This is a genomic window from Streptococcus cristatus (genome assembly GCF_001588905.1).
Lineage (GTDB): Bacteria > Bacillota > Bacilli > Lactobacillales > Streptococcaceae > Streptococcus > Streptococcus cristatus_N.
In genome coordinates this window covers 1-14,482 of the sequence record NZ_LAWH01000018.1, presented here as the reverse complement: position 1 = coordinate 14,482, position 14,482 = coordinate 1, and the positions used below count along the sequence as shown (strand labels likewise).

Below are 14,482 nucleotides of genomic sequence, written 5' to 3'. Positions count from 1 at the left end.
GTGTTTCCTATTTTGAGCTGCCACTCAGGAAATTAAGCGTTAAAGCTTTCAGTCAACTGAGGCACCACTTGTTTCTTACGCGAAACAGCACCAGCCAAGAAGGCATGGTTATTTTCAAGCTTGAAGTTGAAAGCTGCTTCTACCTTGTCCATGTTTGCGCCAATTGCAAGGATTTCTGAGTTTGAGTTTACGATATCTGTAATCATCAAAACAAAGTCAGAATAACCATTTGCTGCAATAGCCGCTTGCATTGCTGCCTCGATTTCTGCTTGGCGTTCCAAGACTTCAGCAATATCAACAGTGTTGACTTGCGCTACACGGACATTGTTTCCGTTCAATTCAAAAGTCTTAGCATCAATGTCAATCAATTCTTCTGCAGACTTGCTTGCCAAATTTGTACCAGCCTTCAGCATAGCGAGACCGTATTCTTCCAAGTTCACACCTGCTAACTCAGCCAACTCAGGAGCAATATCCTTATCACTTGGGTGTGTCGTTGGAGATTTCAAGAGAAGTGTATCTGAAATCAAACCAGATAACATCAAACCAGCAAGCTCTTTAGGGACTGCCACACCGTGTTCTTTAAACATACGATAAACGATAGAAGACGCTGACCCAACAGGTTCCAAACGCATGTAAAGTGGGCTTGCAGTTTCAAAGTTAGCTACACGGTGATGATCCACAACGCCATAAACTTCCACTTCAGCAATATCTGAAACAGATTGTTGGAATTCATTATGGTCAGTCAAGATGACTTGCTCTGCACCTTCTGCTTTAGCTGATGTGATGACGCGTGGTGCTTCTACACCAAAATAGTTCAATACAAAGGCTGTTTCTTCATTTGGAGTCCCAAGAGCTACTGCTTCTGTATCCAAACCGTAAGCTGTCTTTGCAAGATAAGCAAAGGCTACAGATGACCCGATGGCATCTGAGTCTGGATTTTGGTGACCAAATACTAGAATCTTAGACATGATAATACCTCTTTGTTTTTAATAATATTTATTCCACTTATTTTACCACAATTATAGGTATTTCACAAAAGGAGAAGGATATTTTCTTGAGAAAAATTGTAGCTTTGCAATAGAGGTCTGAGCTGAACCTTCAAAATAATCATCCAACTTTAACCGTCGATACAAGTATCATCTCTGATGAAAGTCCCCCAGAAGAAACGCTTGCTTTATCATTTTTATTTCCTGTGAAAGGATTGTTTCCTAAAAAACAGCCCTATCATAAGATAGGACTGAAAAATTTATCAATTTAGCGATAGAGGCGTTTGTCACTACTATTTAAGTGACTGTCTCTTCTCCCGTTTAGCCAAGAGAGGTAAGATGACGCCTAAACTAATCAAGACAATCGGTGTCAAGATATTTGTCATCAGAGAGAAGCGCCAACCAGCTGGATCAACTGCATAATCTACTTTGGGAACCATACCTAAAATACAAGCAAAAGCTGTGAAAAGGAAGCACCAAGCTCCGATGATAAAGCCAAATTTTGGATTTTTAGTAAGTTTGTATTCCGCATCCTTGTATTTCTTCCAAGCTTTATTGAGCAACATATAAGCTACGAATACCCAAAGATAACGCATCGGCATAACGATTGAGTTAAGATTAGTCATCCATTTAACCAGACCATCAATTTCCTTGATTCCAAAGATTGGTAGGACAATCAGGAAGCTTACCAAAATCCCTGTCAGAATATAACCGTTAATCAATACACCTTTTGATGTCCGCTTACGTAGCCAGCTTGGAACAAATTCTTCGTCTGCATTATTGAGCAAGATTTGTAGAGGCGCGTCAATAGAGAAAGCCAAGGCCGCAATCTGTCCAACCATATTGGTCAGGGCATAGATAACTACCAGTACATTACCTACACCCCAGTAGTTACCCAGCATTTGGAAGGCTTGATAAGCACCGTTACGCATCAAATCTTCAGGAATATTGCTACCGTCAAAGAGCATACCCATGGCCAGAGAACCTAAAATCGCAGAGGCTCCAACCATGATGGCCATGATGATCATCCCTTTTGGAAATTCCTTAGCTGGATTGCGAGTTTGGTTAACGTAAGGCGAAATTTTCTCAGCCCCACCGACCGCAAAGACCAAGAGCGAGATAGTCGTAAAATATGAAAAATCAAAATTAGGAATATAAGTACTGAGCTTGTCCATATTAGCCGTTGCGAACTGCATATCCGGCTTGATAAAAGGCGCACCGACCGCTAATAGAACAAAAAGGAAGGACATAATCAGCATCGCACTTCCAGCCAAGCCCCCAATCACTTTAAGTGTGGACAGCCCCTTGGTGGATAAGTAGAGAAAGGCACCGAAAATCAGCAAACTAAGAATAACAATCCAGTGAATATCAAGACTGCTCAAAAAATCGCCATTTCCTTGGATAGCCCATCCTAAAGGAATCAGAACTCCCTGTGGCTTTTGAGCCAAGTAGGGAATATGCACCACCCAGTAAGTCCAAGCCGCAAAATAAGCCAAGCGCTTGGTAGAAGTCTTCTCCACCCAGTCGCTGACACCACCTCCGCTTTCCTTGAAAGTCGAGCCTAGCTGCCCCACGATGAGGGCATAGGGAATAAAGTAAATGGCCAGGATAAGAATCCAAGAAACAACGACTGAAATCCCTTGTTGGGAGTAGTTGTTAACCACATTTCCCAGACCCCAAACCATATTAAAGGCAATCAGGGACACCATCAGCCAAGTCAGCTGGTTCTGATCTTTTTTCATCATTCATCTCCTTTGAATATAAAATAAATAGCTCCATAAAATTATACCATATTTTTATATTTTTGTAACCGTCTTCAGCATATTTTGTCCAAAAAAAGAGCTACCCATAGGTAGCTCAAATTCAATTCTTAAAGTGAGTTCACGTCAACCTTGATACCAACACCTTGAGTAGTTGTGATAGTCAAGTTTGTTACGTAAGTTCCTTTAGCTGTAGCTGGTTTTGCTTTTTGGATTGTTTCGTTGAACGCTTTGAAGTTTTCAACCAACTTGTCAGCTTCAAATGAAACTTTACCAATGATAGCTTGAACGTTACCTGCACGGTCAGCACGGTAAGTGATCTTACCACCTTTAGACTCTTCAACTGCTTTAGCAACATCCATTGTTACAGTACCAGTTTTAGGGTTTGGCATCAAGTTACGTGGTCCAAGGACACGTCCAAGACGTCCAACAAGAGCCATCATGTCAGGTGTAGCGATAACTACGTCAAAGTCCAACCAACCGTCGTTGATTTTCGCAACAAGGTCATCTTCACCAACGAAGTCTGCACCAGCAGCTTTTGCTTCTTCAGCTTTTGCACCACGCGCGAAAACAAGAACGCGTGAAGTTTTACCAGTACCGTTTGGCAATACCATTGCGCCACGGATTTGTTGGTCAGCTTTTTTAACGTCGATATTCAAGTTGTAAGCAACTTCTACAGTTGCGTCAAATTTTGCAAAGTTAGTTTCTTTTGCAAGTGCTACAGCTTCTTCTACACTGTATGCTTTTGTGCTGTCGATTTTCTCAAGAGCAGCACGAAGTTGTTTGCTTTTTTTAGCCATTTTCTATTCTCCTTGTAAGTGGTTCAATCGATTTTCATCTCCCACGTCACTCCTCGAAATGATGAAGTCTTGCGGGTTATATTGGGGGTGTTATTGATTAGTCAACAACAGTGAATCCCATAGAACGAGCAGTACCTTCGATCATACGCATTGCAGACTCAATGTTTGCTGCGTTCAAATCTGGCATCTTAGTTTCTGCAATTTCTTGTACTTGTGCACGAGTAACTGTAGCAACTTTCGTTTTGTTAGGTGTACCTGATCCTTTTTCAACACCTGCAGCTTTTTTCAAAAGAACAGCAGCTGGTGGTGTCTTTGTAACGAAAGTAAATGATTTGTCTTCGTATACTGAGATAACAACTGGAATGATCATACCAGCTTGGTCAGCTGTACGAGCGTTGAACTCTTTTGTGAATCCCATGATGTTGATACCGGCTTGACCAAGAGCAGGTCCAACTGGTGGAGCTGGAGTAGCTTTACCAGCAGGGATTTGCAATTTTACAAGTTTTTCGACTTTTTTAGCCATTTTTAAATCCTCCTTTGTGGTTTTGGCGGTAATTAGAGATTTTTACCTCCCACAAGTATGCTTTTTGCATACTTTTCTATTATACACTAATCTTTTCAAAATGCAAGAAAAATTCTTATATTTTCTCATTTTTATGGTAAAATAGTTACATGGTATTATTAAAAATTGCTTCTGTATTATTTATCTTTTTAACACTTATCTTATCGATTATCGCGGTGAAGGTCTTCAGGCTAAGAAAATTTGGCTTGAATTTTGCAGATTTGGCTTTCCCTTTTTTTGCTATAGAGTTGTATATCATTTCAGACAAGGCCTTCTATCACAGTCTTTTACCCCACCTATTATTAGTATTGTCTGGCCTAGCTATCGCCATCACAGCTTATTTTCTTAGGAAAAAACGGACTTTCTACTATCCCAAGTTCTTTAAATTCTTCTGGCGGGCTGGTTTTATCTTGACCTTCTTTATGTATCTAGCCATGGTCATCGCTCTCTTTTTATAAATGTAAAACACAACCCATCGGTCTGTACTGACCGATGGGCTTTTCATACGCGCATCTTATGAGTCATTCTTCTGTTGAGAAACAAAGCCCTCCGATTCTCCTAGTTTTATTCATGAATCTCTAGAGGCAGGCCATCCGGATCAAAGAAGAAAGCCATCTTACGGCCGTCAAAGTCGTCATAGCGCAGCTCGGTATGGGGAATCTCCAATCGGTCAAACTCCACTAGCGTTTCTTCGACATCAGTCACTCGGAAAGCCAGATGCCGCAGGCCTGTATGTTCTGGATCAGGCAAAGCAGGCCTTTTGGGTGCTTCTTCCTTGATAAAAATTTCCAAAGTTAGACTCCCCTTGCGGACATTAAAGAGAATGTCCTGCTTGTCGGGCCGATGGTGCTCATCCAGCATGTCAAAGCCCAGCTTATCCACATAAAAAGTCTTAGTTTTGGCATAATCATGGCCAATAATCGCAATATGGTGAATGCTATCCAGTTTCATAGCTTTTTTCCTTTCATTCTTCAGTAGAGAAAATCTGCCGGCTAACTGCTGGCAGATTTGTATTACAGGATATTATTCTTGTTAAGCAACTGCTCGGAAAAATGTTTAACTCGTCTGCAAAACCTTTCTCGGCTTGGTTCCTTCGGCTGGTCCGATAACGCCTGCCGCTTCCAGTTCTTCCATAAGACGGGTGGCGCGGTTAAAACCGACCGAGAGTCGCCGCTGAATCATCGAAGCGCTGGCTTTCTGGGTCTCGATAACCAAGGCCTTGGCTTCCTCAAAGAGAGGATCGCCTTCATCATCGCCCCCGCCAGTATCCAAATCACTTTCAGATACTTCGCCTGGATCAAAACTGTCGTCATAGTCAGCTTCAGCTTGATTCTTGACAAAAGCTACGATGCGCTCCACGTCCTCATCTGAGATGAAGGAGCCCTGCAAACGAACTGGATGATTTTCATCAATCGGCTTAAAGAGCATGTCTCCACGACCCAAGAGCTTTTCCGCCCCATTCTCATCCAGAATGGTCCGACTGTCTGTCCCGCTGGAGACTGCAAAAGCAATTCGAGACGGCACATTGGCCTTAATCAGCCCCGAGATAACATCTACAGATGGCCGCTGGGTAGCCAGAATCATGTGAATCCCAGCCGCACGCGCTTTTTGTCCCAGACGTATAATAGCGTCTTCCACTTCCTTGCTGGCCACCATCATGAGGTCAGCCAGCTCATCCACGATGACGACGATTAGAGGCAGGGGAACCCGCTTGTACTCCGATTGGGCATTGTACTCAGCAACCTTGGCATTGTAGCCAGCAATGTTACGAGCACCGACCTTGGAAAAGAGTTCATAGCGGTTTTCCATCTCGTCTACGACTTTCTGCAATGCACGGCTGGCCTTGCGAGGATTGGTCACGACAGGGATGAGCAAGTGGGGAATGTCGTTATAAACGGACAGCTCCACCATCTTAGGATCCACCATCATAAACTTGACTTCATCCGGTCTGGCCTTCATGAGAATGCTGGCGATAATGCCGTTGACGGCCACAGATTTACCAGAGCCAGTAGAGCCCGCCACCAAGAGGTGAGGCATCTTAGCCAAGTCAAAGGAGCGGACAGAGCCGTTGACAGCCTTCCCAAGTGGGATTTCTAAGAGCTTGCTAGCATCTGTCTTGGACTGCTCCCAGAGTTCTCGGAAAGTCACAGTCGCAATTTCAGAGTTAGGTACCTCAATCCCGACCAGGGATTTCCCAGGAATGGGTGCCTCGATCCGCACATCCTTAGCAGCTAAGGCTAAAGCCAGGTCATCAGCCAGATTGGAGATCCGATTGACCCGAACGCCGACAGCTGGCTTAACCTCGTACTTAGTGACAGAAGGCCCGATTTCAGCTCGCTCGACAGTAACCTTAATCCCAAAGCTAGCAAATGTTTCTTCCAAAATCTTGATATTTTCACGGACAATCCGCTTTTCTTTGGACTGATTTTTGGGCTTATCAGGCGCAAAGAGATTGATAGTCGGTAGTTTATAGTCTAGATTTTCTTTAGCTGTAAAATCCACTTCTACATCTGTATCTGCTTCTGCTTCTTCTATTTCCTCTTCGTGGTCAAAGTCCAGGGGCTCATGAGGATCATACTCTCCCGATTCAGCATAGTCCACCTCATCAAAGTCCATAGGCGAGTAAGACAAATCCTCACCATCTAAAATCTCCCCCGTTTCAGGATCCACTTCAGTCTCTGCCTGCTCTACCTCAATGGCTTGCATAGCTGCCTGTGCAGCTTTCTCCTCCTGCTCAAGGAAACGAAGCTGACGTTTTTCTTCCTCTTTTTCTCTCCAGTTTTGGAAAGCCACGCTAAATTTCTCAGCAAGATCATAAAGCGACCATGGACTCATGAGCAGAGCCCCTAGAAAAATCAGGAGCAGGCCGATAAAATAAGAGCCGATATTTGAAAAAAGAAAAGAAATCGGAGCATAAAGAGCCGCCCCAATCAGCCCGCCACCAGCAAATGAGGCCACTTTAAAGGCCATCAAATCTGTCAGGACTCGCGTAAGCGTTGTAGATAAAACCTGTCCTTTCAAATGCAAAACATGAACAAAATAGGCTTGAAAAATTAAGCTGAGTCCTAAGAAAAAGCTGATAAAGCCTGAAATTTTCCCCTCATGTTTGTGCAGCCACTTAAAGAAAAAGAGATAAAACAAGGCAGCTAGAATCGCCACATAAGCCAGGCTCCCTACCAGAACACGAATTAAATTATAAATGGTGACTCCAAAAGCCCCCAGCTTCAAAGCAGCAAACAACAAAGCGATAGCCAAAACAAAGGTGACTATCATTCGTCGAATCGCTTTTTGTCTTTCTAATTCCGCTTTTGTCGGCCGTCTCGTAGTCCGACCGTTTTTTGTATTTTTCTTATTTGCCATAACTTCCATTATACCATATTTTAAGATCTTCTAAACAGAAAACTAGCTGCCTTTTGCAACTAGTTTCTGCCTTATTCTTCTGGCAAAATCACCCAGAAAATGAGGTAGGGAAGAAGTCCGATCCCATAAGCAAAAAAGGAAACTCCCCAGAAAACACGGATGATGACTGGATCTATATTAAAATACCGAGCTAGCCCGGAGCAAACTCCCTTCAGATACATTACAAGTTTTTGTTAGATTAAACGAATGATTCTTATCCTATTCTACCATAATTTTCCCTAAAATAATTTTCAAAATTTCATCATCATCCTCAAAATCTTCGGCTTTTTTACTAGGGAAAGCTTTCTGGATACGCCCTAGTATAAAAGACGAGAATGAGCCAACCAGGAGAAAGTTAAAGGAAACAGCCATTACAAGATTTGTTCCCCGAGCTCCCAAATAACATTCCATTTACAAGGATGCGCCCTAATATTTTGTCAGCACTTATGATGAACTTTCAAAAAACGAATGGCCAGTTCTTTGGTCAATGGCTCTACTAAAAAAGCCGTTATATATAAAAGCAGATGAACAAGATAGCTTCCTTAAAATTTATAGGCATAAGCAATCCATTTCTGAAGTATAACATTCATTCTAACATGTATATTTTTTCTAACAAGCAGAAATCTCAAGAAAATGTTTCTATCACTCAGATTGGTAATCTTTAGCTATTTTTGCTAGACTATTTAGAAGAAAACAGCGGAAAGGAGAATCGTATGCGAGCAGGTGTGATTGTCTACAATCCTTTCTTGGACAAGATTTTGCTCATTCACCGCTGGAAGAATGGGCAAGAGTATTTGGTAATTCCCGGTGGAACTATCGAACTTGGAGAAGGGCCTTTAGAAGCTGCCTTACGGGAAATGAAAGAAGAAGTCAATCTTAGTTTTTCTGCTGACCAGCTACACACAGCTTTTTCCCTGAACAATCAGGGAAAAGAGGAGTATTATTTCTACACCATTCTAAGTACGGCTGAGACTCCCCTCATGCAAGGCGAAGAGCTCGAGCGCAGTAGTCTCCAAAACATTTACCAGCCCGAATGGATCAGCTTGCAAGAACTTTACAACCACAATCTGCGTCCAAAAAGCCTCAAATCCCTGCTCTTGGAATTTCTGACGCAGGAAAGTTTGAAAAACTAAAGCACTTATAGTAAAATAGCAATAGTTCATAAACTTATGCATAGAAAGGTTATTTATGAAAAAAATCATTCTTTTTAGTCTTTTATCTGCACTTGCTCTGACAGGCTGCTCCACTAAAGAAGATTCTACTACCAACTCCTCCAGCGCTCCTAAGCAGTCTTCTGCTACCGATACCAGCTCTGAGGCAGCTGAAGCTCAAAAACTCCGTGAACAATACAAGGATGCCATGACCAATGAAAATGCCAACTTCCCACAACTATCTACAGAAGTTGCCGAAGATGAGGCTGAAGTCAAGATTATCACAACACAAGGAGATATTCGCCTCAAGCTGTTTCCTAAATACGCTCCTTTAGCTGTCGAAAATTTTCTGACACATGCAAAGGAAGGCTATTATGACGGTGTGATTTTCCACCGCGTTATCAATGATTTCATGATTCAGACCGGCGATCCTAAAGGAGATGGCACGGGTGGCGAATCCATTTGGAAAGGCAAGAATGAGTCTATTGACTCAGGAAATGGCTTCAAGAATGAATATTCTCCTTACCTCTACAACTTGCGCGGTGCACTAGCCATGGCTAATGCTGGAAAAGACACCAACGGCAGTCAATTTTTCATCAACCAAAGCAAGAAAGACTTATCCAAACAATTACCGACCGACACCTTCCCAGCTAAAATCATTGAAGCTTACAAAAACGGCGGAAATCCAAGCCTTGACGGCGGCTATACTGTCTTTGGTCAAGTCATTGAAGGCATGGACGTAGTAGACAAAATTGCTGCCACAGAAACTGGCGATAAAGATAAACCCAAAACAGATATTAAAATCGAAAAGATTGAAATTATAAAAGAATAGGAAAAAGTCAACTCGAGTTCTCTCATCTTATGAGTTAGGTCTTAGTGTCAATAAAACAAAAAACCAGTCCCAAAAAAACGAGGACTGGTTTTACTATGCATTTTTCTAATCATCCAGCAGTTCAACTCCACTTTTAAAGTGAGATATGTAGCTTCTAACTTTTGAGAATAAGATAGATGCTGAGTCTACAATTAGATTTTACTGGACATAATTACCACCTGTAAAATGATAATACTCTTCCAGTGTGAGACCAGATTCGGAAATTTCCTTGGCCTCTTTTCCTACATAGCGTAGATGCCAACTTTCAGGCACATATCCAGTAGAAGCCTCCTTGCCAACAGGATAGCGTACTACAAAACCATATTTATAGGCATTGTCCAAGAGCCACTGACTAGCTCCCGCTTCTTCAACCAGATTGCCGCTACTATCAATCAAATCAAATGCTAAACCAGTTTGGTGCTCGCTGTAGCCTGGTCTTGCCGAATAACGATCAGCCGCAGCTTGTCCATCTCGATTCACATAACTTTGATAAAGGCCGACCTGAGTTTGATAGCTACGAAAACCGCTATATTGGTTGCTGATAGGATAACCTTTGGACTGCATATCTGCGATTAACTTAAGTAGTTCTGCTTTAGCCGTCGGATCCTCACCTGGATTGTAATCAGCTGATAATGGATAGTGTTTATTGGCGATGACTATTTCGTCATATTTCCCTTGAACGCTATAATAGCTTCCGTTGTAAGAAACATTTTTATCAACAGTTACGTCCTGTTTCTGCTCCTTCTTAGACTCCGTACCATCCGATTCACTCCTTGTATCTTGGCTAGATGCCTGGTCTTTTTCAGTCTCTTTCTTTTCAACAGATACCTTTGAGCTACTAGTCTGCTTGTTTGTACTACTTTCAGTCTTGTCTTTGGCTGCTGAACAAGCACTTAAAACCAAGACTGACATTGCTAGAAAAATAAGTTTATTATATTTCATTGTATTCCACTAACTTTCTGAAACTTCAATATTGTAGATTGCAAAGGAATTTCCAGTCGGCTTCAAATAGTAAGTTTTATTTTTTCGATTGACACTATTTGGAGTACTATCAATATAGTGAACTGTATAGTCTTCATAAGTCGTCACAATATAGGAGCCGTTCTCCTCTCTCACCTCACGGATATCCAAAGCTCCTGGATCGTAATAATCAATTTTCGCCTTCTTGACACCACCACCTGTAGTCCACTCAACCATCTCTTTGTATGCTGGACTAGAAGTGTCATAATATTGAGCATAATAATTGGAACGATTAGAGACCGATCTGAAAACAGCTGTGCGATATTCGCTAAGGAAATTGGTAATTTTTGTCTTGTTAGCTTCTACCTTTTTAGCTTCTTCGTCCTTTTCTTTGATCTTATCTGTCACTTCTTTAGGTAAAGATAAAGCAACATCAAGCGTGTCTCCTTTGACAACAATGCTCTCCTTGTTGGTTACAAAAGTGTTATCAGCAACAACAAACTTAGCATAAACTTCCAGTTCTTGATGTGGTACAACTTGAATATCTGTTTCCAAGCTACTACCAATTTCCTTGCCATTTACAACAATTTTAAGGTCTGTTGCATTTGAAGCTTCTGCTGGCATAGTAACCTTTAATCGTTTCTTTTCCGATTTAAGATCCAATTTAATTTCATTATTCTTAGCAGTTGCTAAATCAAGCTGGATCTTACTCTCAATCTCTCCAACTTCCGTCTTCCCTTTCAGGGTAAATTCCTGCTTGATAAAATGATATTTGCCAATATTCGTCTCAGCATTCTTACTCAAAGGAAGGCTTTTCTTATCTCCGGCTTTGATGCTCGCATTGTCTAAGTTCGTGTTAACCTTCACCTCTACTGGATAGGCCACTATTTGATATTCCTGAAAAATCCCAAATTTCTTGCTTTTTTCAGTTACACCTAAAAGTTTATTCTGATTGTCATCAATATAGGCTGATTTACCCTTTGACTTAGCAATGTTGTCCAACTCGGTCTCAATATTGATTTCTTGACTCTCTAAGTGCTCGACCAAAGCCCTCGCGTCTGCACGTGTCCACTTATCTGAGTTAGAAGAAAGTAGGTTTGCGATTCCATCATAATCCTTTTTAGTAACCGCTTTTGCAAAATCATCCGTAACAACTTTAACACCTGTCACTGAGCTTAAATAAAGAAAGGCTGCCACCAAAACAGAAAGTAGAATAAGAGGAAAAGCAATCATCACGACCTTCTTCTTCGACCTTCTTTTTTGTATTGGTTTTTGAGGCAATTCCGATTCCAGTAATTCAGAGCGAATAGGCAAATTAGCAAAACCTTGATTTCGTGCTTCTAAAAATTCCTCTTTAGTAGGCTTTCTACCAATATTCATCTCGAAAGCTTGCAGCCAACTCTCCCGTTGCTCTTGGTATTGATCCGTTTTTGAAAACTCTTGCTTTTCTTCTTTAAGAGGCTCCACAACAGATTCTTCTTTGAAAAACTCTAGGGATGGCTCCTCTTGCCCCCAATTTTTTTCCTGAGTCACCGAGCTTTGCTTCTCTTCAGCTGGCCCATCGTTACTTTGTCCTGCTGGAGCCGCAATAGAAATAATCTTTCTGGGATCAAAATCAGAACGTTTTCCTTCTAAAAACTCATCTGCGGTTGGCTTTCTACCAATCACTTGCTCAAAAAGCTCAACCCACTTTTCTTTCGTTGCCATAAATCACCTCCAAGAACTTTACATCATCATAAGACTCATCAGTAACGAGAAAGCGATGAAAGTAAAGATAAATGTAATCACACCATTGACAATAATTGCCAGTAAATATTTATAAAAAGGATCCATTGATGTGCTAGATTTTGAATAAATCAAAGCAAAGGTTACTCCGACCCCAATTAACACTAAGCCGATCCATGCTAGGAAGAGGGAGACAGACATAATCCCAAGAAAACTAAATAAGGCAGAAAAAGCTACAAAAGGTAAGGCAATCGCATAGAGTCGTCCATACCAGTCAAATGCCTTATTAAAGCTAAAGCTTCCATCCTTATAGACCATGCGTTTTACAGCAAAGCCTCCTAAAATAATGGAGAAAAGAACGAGGGCTGCCGCTATCAGTGAGACCAAGAAAAGTCTAAAATCAAAAGTCGGACCACTGTAAAAGCCAAAACTCACCGAATGAATAAGATTATAAAAATTATAATTCACCACAATAGCCGCAAAGAAAACAGTCAATCCTAGAGAAAGATAGCCATTTAATTTGCTACTTTCAACTTCTGAAGTTGGCGACTTCCAAGCAGAAACAAGCCAAGCCCAGAAACCTTTCATTGTTTTAGAAAATTCACTTGGTTGCGCCGGCTGTTGCTGACTGTAGTAGGCCTGTGGTCCTTGCTGGAAATTCTGCCCATTAAACTGGCCTTGCGGATTGATTTGATAAGCTTGCTGATTGAAGCCTTGCGGACCAGAAGATTGAGTCTGAGCAACAAACTGGTTAGGTTGCCCACCATTTGGTTGTTGATAAGGATATCCCTGTTGAGCAAATGATTGTGCTTGATTAGCAAACTGGTTTTGGTTAGGCTGTTGCTGAGGAAGCTCTTGATATTGTTGCCCAGTTGGCTGAGTGAACGGAGTTTGCCCATTCTGTTCCTGAAAACTATTTTGCTGCTGAGCATAATATTCACCGTTTGAAGCTCCTCCTTGTGCTGTGCTGGAACAGAGTCTGATATGATTGAGCCAGTTTCACTTCCAACTTGGTTCGTACTTGTCACCTCAGGTTCCACAAATTCACCAGCCAGCAAAGCTTGAGTAATTTCCGCATCCGTTGCTGAACGGCCATTCACAGCTTCAAAATACTCGAGCCAATCTTGCTTTAACATATAAAAATCTCCCATCGATAAATGATTATCCTCATATTAGTATACAAAAAATCAGATAAAAATTCAATCAAGGCAATAGGCACGCATAAATAGGAAAAAATATGAAGTAAGCCAAATACTTTAATCAAAAAGTAAAAAGACCACATCCTATATGGATACTATCTAATTTACGAAAACTTATAAATTATAGAGACATTATGGAAAAGCAAAAAACCAGAACCCATAAAATATAAAAAAAAACAGCATATAGCCGTTGTCTTTTATGAATTAGCATATCGGGAAGACAGGATTCGAACCTGCGACACCTTGGTCCCAAACCAAGTACTCTACCAAGCTGAGCTACTTCCCGATCATAAGTAAAAACGGAGTCATATGACCTCGTTTCCCTTCATGCACCCTAGAGGAGTCGAACCTCTAACCGCCTGATTCGTAGTCAGGTACTCTATCCAGTTGAGCTAAGGGTGCCCTGTCGCATATCCGCTATGCCGAGGACCGGAATCGAACCGGTACGATCGTTACCAATCGCAGGATTTTAAGTCCTGTGCGTCTGCCAGTTCCGCCACCCCGGCCTCAAAGCGAACGACGGGATTCGAACCCGCGACCCCCACCTTGGCAAGGTGGTGTTCTACCACTGAACTACGTTCGCATCTCTATCTAAAAAAAATGCCGGCTACATGACTTGAACACGCGACCCTCTGATTACAAATCAGATGCTCTACCAACTGAGCTAAGCCGGCTCATTTATATTTCTATGCGGGTTAAGGGACTTGAACCCCCACGCCCTAAAGCGCCAGATCCTAAATCTGGTGCGTCTGCCAATTCCGCCAAACCCGCGCTTATGACCCGTACTGGGCTCGAACCAGTGACCCTTTGATTAAAAGTCAAATGCTCTACCAACTGAGCTAACGAGTCTTTCTTCTTGAAACTGTCTAACAATTTCAACGGTCCCGACGGGAATCGAACCCGCGATCTTCGCCGTGACAGGGCGACGTGATAACCGCTACACTACGGGACCTATATGGGAGTTAACGGGATCGAACCGCTGACCCTCTGCTTGTAAGGCAGATGCTCTCCCAGCTGAGCTAAACTCCCAAAAAGGAAGTACTCCGACTTCCTATCCTGCTAAGCGACT

The 14,482-nt window shown here is 42.0% G+C and carries 15 protein-coding genes and 9 tRNA genes; 3 read left to right on the top strand and 21 right to left on the bottom strand.

Annotated elements, in window-relative coordinates; translation table 11 throughout:
* Positions 1-32 precede the first annotated feature (32 nt).
* From A0765_RS03535 to rplK, 4 genes are all read right to left on the bottom strand, one after another.
* A complete protein-coding gene (locus A0765_RS03535) occupies positions 33-968 on the bottom strand; it encodes a manganese-dependent inorganic pyrophosphatase (protein ID WP_062004654.1) in 936 nt (311 codons plus the stop codon).
* A 311-nt stretch (positions 969-1,279) separates the two neighbouring features.
* Positions 1,280-2,728: an APC family permease gene (locus A0765_RS03530; RefSeq protein WP_061910139.1), complete on the bottom strand. Its 1,449-nt coding sequence runs from the start codon at positions 2,726-2,728 to the stop codon at positions 1,280-1,282.
* 128 nt (positions 2,729-2,856) lie between these two features.
* The gene (gene rplA / locus A0765_RS03525) at positions 2,857-3,546 is read right to left on the bottom strand and encodes a 50S ribosomal protein L1 (protein WP_049511650.1); all 690 of its coding nucleotides are present in this window, start codon (positions 3,544-3,546) and stop codon (positions 2,857-2,859) included.
* 97 nt (positions 3,547-3,643) lie between these two features.
* Positions 3,644-4,069: a 50S ribosomal protein L11 gene (gene rplK, locus A0765_RS03520; protein ID WP_001085808.1), complete on the bottom strand. Its 426-nt coding sequence runs from the start codon at positions 4,067-4,069 to the stop codon at positions 3,644-3,646.
* Positions 4,070-4,218: 149 nt separating this feature from the next.
* Between rplK and A0765_RS03515 the strand changes: the two genes are divergently transcribed.
* The gene (locus A0765_RS03515) at positions 4,219-4,566 is read left to right on the top strand and encodes a DUF3397 family protein (protein ID WP_005589256.1); all 348 of its coding nucleotides are present in this window, start codon (positions 4,219-4,221) and stop codon (positions 4,564-4,566) included.
* 106 nt (positions 4,567-4,672) lie between these two features.
* Here the strand turns inward: A0765_RS03515 and gloA2 are convergent, their stop codons facing one another.
* The 4 genes from gloA2 to A0765_RS10450 form a co-directional block, all read right to left on the bottom strand.
* Positions 4,673-5,059 carry an SMU1112c/YaeR family gloxylase I-like metalloprotein gene (gene gloA2, locus A0765_RS03510; protein WP_062004652.1) on the bottom strand — a complete coding sequence of 129 codons (387 nt, stop codon included), beginning with the start codon at positions 5,057-5,059 and terminating at the stop codon, positions 4,673-4,675.
* A gap of 105 nt (positions 5,060-5,164) precedes the next feature.
* Positions 5,165-7,468 (bottom strand): DNA translocase FtsK, encoded by a 2,304-nt coding sequence (locus A0765_RS03505; RefSeq protein WP_062004650.1) that lies wholly within the window; start codon positions 7,466-7,468, stop codon positions 5,165-5,167.
* A 71-nt stretch (positions 7,469-7,539) separates the two neighbouring features.
* Complete coding sequence (locus tag A0765_RS03500) at positions 7,540-7,689, bottom strand: PspC domain-containing protein (protein WP_061911566.1); 150 nt, start codon at positions 7,687-7,689, stop codon at positions 7,540-7,542.
* 37 nt (positions 7,690-7,726) lie between these two features.
* The gene (locus tag A0765_RS10450) at positions 7,727-7,879 is read right to left on the bottom strand and encodes a hypothetical protein (protein WP_179856143.1); all 153 of its coding nucleotides are present in this window, start codon (positions 7,877-7,879) and stop codon (positions 7,727-7,729) included.
* Between the two features lie 341 nt (positions 7,880-8,220).
* Between A0765_RS10450 and A0765_RS03490 the strand changes: the two genes are divergently transcribed.
* Both A0765_RS03490 and A0765_RS03485 read left to right on the top strand, forming a co-directional pair.
* The gene (locus A0765_RS03490) at positions 8,221-8,640 is read left to right on the top strand and encodes an NUDIX hydrolase (RefSeq protein WP_062004646.1); all 420 of its coding nucleotides are present in this window, start codon (positions 8,221-8,223) and stop codon (positions 8,638-8,640) included.
* A gap of 55 nt (positions 8,641-8,695) precedes the next feature.
* A complete protein-coding gene (locus A0765_RS03485) occupies positions 8,696-9,490 on the top strand; it encodes a peptidylprolyl isomerase (RefSeq protein WP_062004644.1) in 795 nt (264 codons plus the stop codon).
* 198 nt (positions 9,491-9,688) lie between these two features.
* Here A0765_RS03485 and ldcB read toward each other — a convergent pair whose 3' ends face one another.
* The 13 genes from ldcB to A0765_RS03420 form a co-directional block, all read right to left on the bottom strand.
* Positions 9,689-10,471, bottom strand: a complete 783-nt coding sequence (gene ldcB, locus A0765_RS03480) for an LD-carboxypeptidase LdcB/DacB (protein ID WP_062004642.1) — start codon at positions 10,469-10,471, stop codon at positions 9,689-9,691.
* A 9-nt stretch (positions 10,472-10,480) separates the two neighbouring features.
* Complete coding sequence (locus tag A0765_RS03475) at positions 10,481-12,196, bottom strand: TcaA second domain-containing protein (RefSeq protein ID WP_062004640.1); 1,716 nt, start codon at positions 12,194-12,196, stop codon at positions 10,481-10,483.
* 18 nt (positions 12,197-12,214) lie between these two features.
* A complete protein-coding gene (locus A0765_RS10740; protein ID WP_062004638.1) occupies positions 12,215-12,802 on the bottom strand; it encodes a DUF6574 domain-containing protein in 588 nt (195 codons plus the stop codon).
* A complete protein-coding gene (locus A0765_RS10735) occupies positions 12,799-13,350 on the bottom strand; it encodes a hypothetical protein (protein ID WP_371259502.1) in 552 nt (183 codons plus the stop codon). The genes A0765_RS10740 and A0765_RS10735 overlap by 4 nt, the downstream gene beginning before the upstream one ends.
* 275 nt (positions 13,351-13,625) lie before the next feature.
* A tRNA-Pro gene (locus A0765_RS03460) sits at positions 13,626-13,699 on the bottom strand.
* Positions 13,700-13,741: 42 nt separating this feature from the next.
* Positions 13,742-13,815 (bottom strand) — tRNA-Arg (locus A0765_RS03455).
* Between the two features lie 18 nt (positions 13,816-13,833).
* A tRNA-Leu gene (locus A0765_RS03450) sits at positions 13,834-13,919 on the bottom strand.
* Between the two features lie 5 nt (positions 13,920-13,924).
* Positions 13,925-13,996: transfer RNA gene (locus A0765_RS03445), tRNA-Gly, on the bottom strand.
* 18 nt (positions 13,997-14,014) lie between these two features.
* A tRNA-Thr gene (locus tag A0765_RS03440) sits at positions 14,015-14,087 on the bottom strand.
* A gap of 15 nt (positions 14,088-14,102) precedes the next feature.
* A tRNA-Leu gene (locus A0765_RS03435) sits at positions 14,103-14,184 on the bottom strand.
* Positions 14,185-14,189: 5 nt separating this feature from the next.
* Positions 14,190-14,262: transfer RNA gene (locus tag A0765_RS03430), tRNA-Lys, on the bottom strand.
* Positions 14,263-14,292: 30 nt separating this feature from the next.
* Positions 14,293-14,365 (bottom strand) — tRNA-Asp (locus A0765_RS03425).
* 4 nt (positions 14,366-14,369) lie between these two features.
* Positions 14,370-14,442: transfer RNA gene (locus A0765_RS03420), tRNA-Val, on the bottom strand.
* Between the last annotated feature and the right edge of the window lie 40 nt (positions 14,443-14,482).

What these genes read in the sequence shown, in the direction of transcription:
- A0765_RS03535 (WP_062004654.1), bottom strand. Translation starts at nt 968, where the DNA reads ATGTCTAAGATTCTAGTATTTGGTCACCAAAATCCAGACTCAGATGCC.
- A0765_RS03530 (WP_061910139.1), bottom strand. Translation starts at nt 2,728, where the DNA reads ATGAAAAAAGATCAGAACCAGCTGACTTGGCTGATGGTGTCCCTGATT.
- rplA (WP_049511650.1), bottom strand. Translation starts at nt 3,546, where the DNA reads ATGGCTAAAAAAAGCAAACAACTTCGTGCTGCTCTTGAGAAAATCGAC.
- rplK (WP_001085808.1), bottom strand. Translation starts at nt 4,069, where the DNA reads ATGGCTAAAAAAGTCGAAAAACTTGTAAAATTGCAAATCCCTGCTGGT.
- A0765_RS03515 (WP_005589256.1), top strand. Translation starts at nt 4,219, where the DNA reads ATGGTATTATTAAAAATTGCTTCTGTATTATTTATCTTTTTAACACTT.
- gloA2 (WP_062004652.1), bottom strand. Translation starts at nt 5,059, where the DNA reads ATGAAACTGGATAGCATTCACCATATTGCGATTATTGGCCATGATTAT.
- A0765_RS03505 (WP_062004650.1), bottom strand. Translation starts at nt 7,468, where the DNA reads ATGGCAAATAAGAAAAATACAAAAAACGGTCGGACTACGAGACGGCCG.
- A0765_RS03500 (WP_061911566.1), bottom strand. Translation starts at nt 7,689, where the DNA reads ATGTATCTGAAGGGAGTTTGCTCCGGGCTAGCTCGGTATTTTAATATA.
- A0765_RS10450 (WP_179856143.1), bottom strand. Translation starts at nt 7,879, where the DNA reads ATGGCTGTTTCCTTTAACTTTCTCCTGGTTGGCTCATTCTCGTCTTTT.
- A0765_RS03490 (WP_062004646.1), top strand. Translation starts at nt 8,221, where the DNA reads ATGCGAGCAGGTGTGATTGTCTACAATCCTTTCTTGGACAAGATTTTG.
- A0765_RS03485 (WP_062004644.1), top strand. Translation starts at nt 8,696, where the DNA reads ATGAAAAAAATCATTCTTTTTAGTCTTTTATCTGCACTTGCTCTGACA.
- ldcB (WP_062004642.1), bottom strand. Translation starts at nt 10,471, where the DNA reads ATGAAATATAATAAACTTATTTTTCTAGCAATGTCAGTCTTGGTTTTA.
- A0765_RS03475 (WP_062004640.1), bottom strand. Translation starts at nt 12,196, where the DNA reads ATGGCAACGAAAGAAAAGTGGGTTGAGCTTTTTGAGCAAGTGATTGGT.
- A0765_RS10740 (WP_062004638.1), bottom strand. Translation starts at nt 12,802, where the DNA reads ATGAAAGGTTTCTGGGCTTGGCTTGTTTCTGCTTGGAAGTCGCCAACT.
- A0765_RS10735 (WP_371259502.1), bottom strand. Translation starts at nt 13,350, where the DNA reads ATGTTAAAGCAAGATTGGCTCGAGTATTTTGAAGCTGTGAATGGCCGT.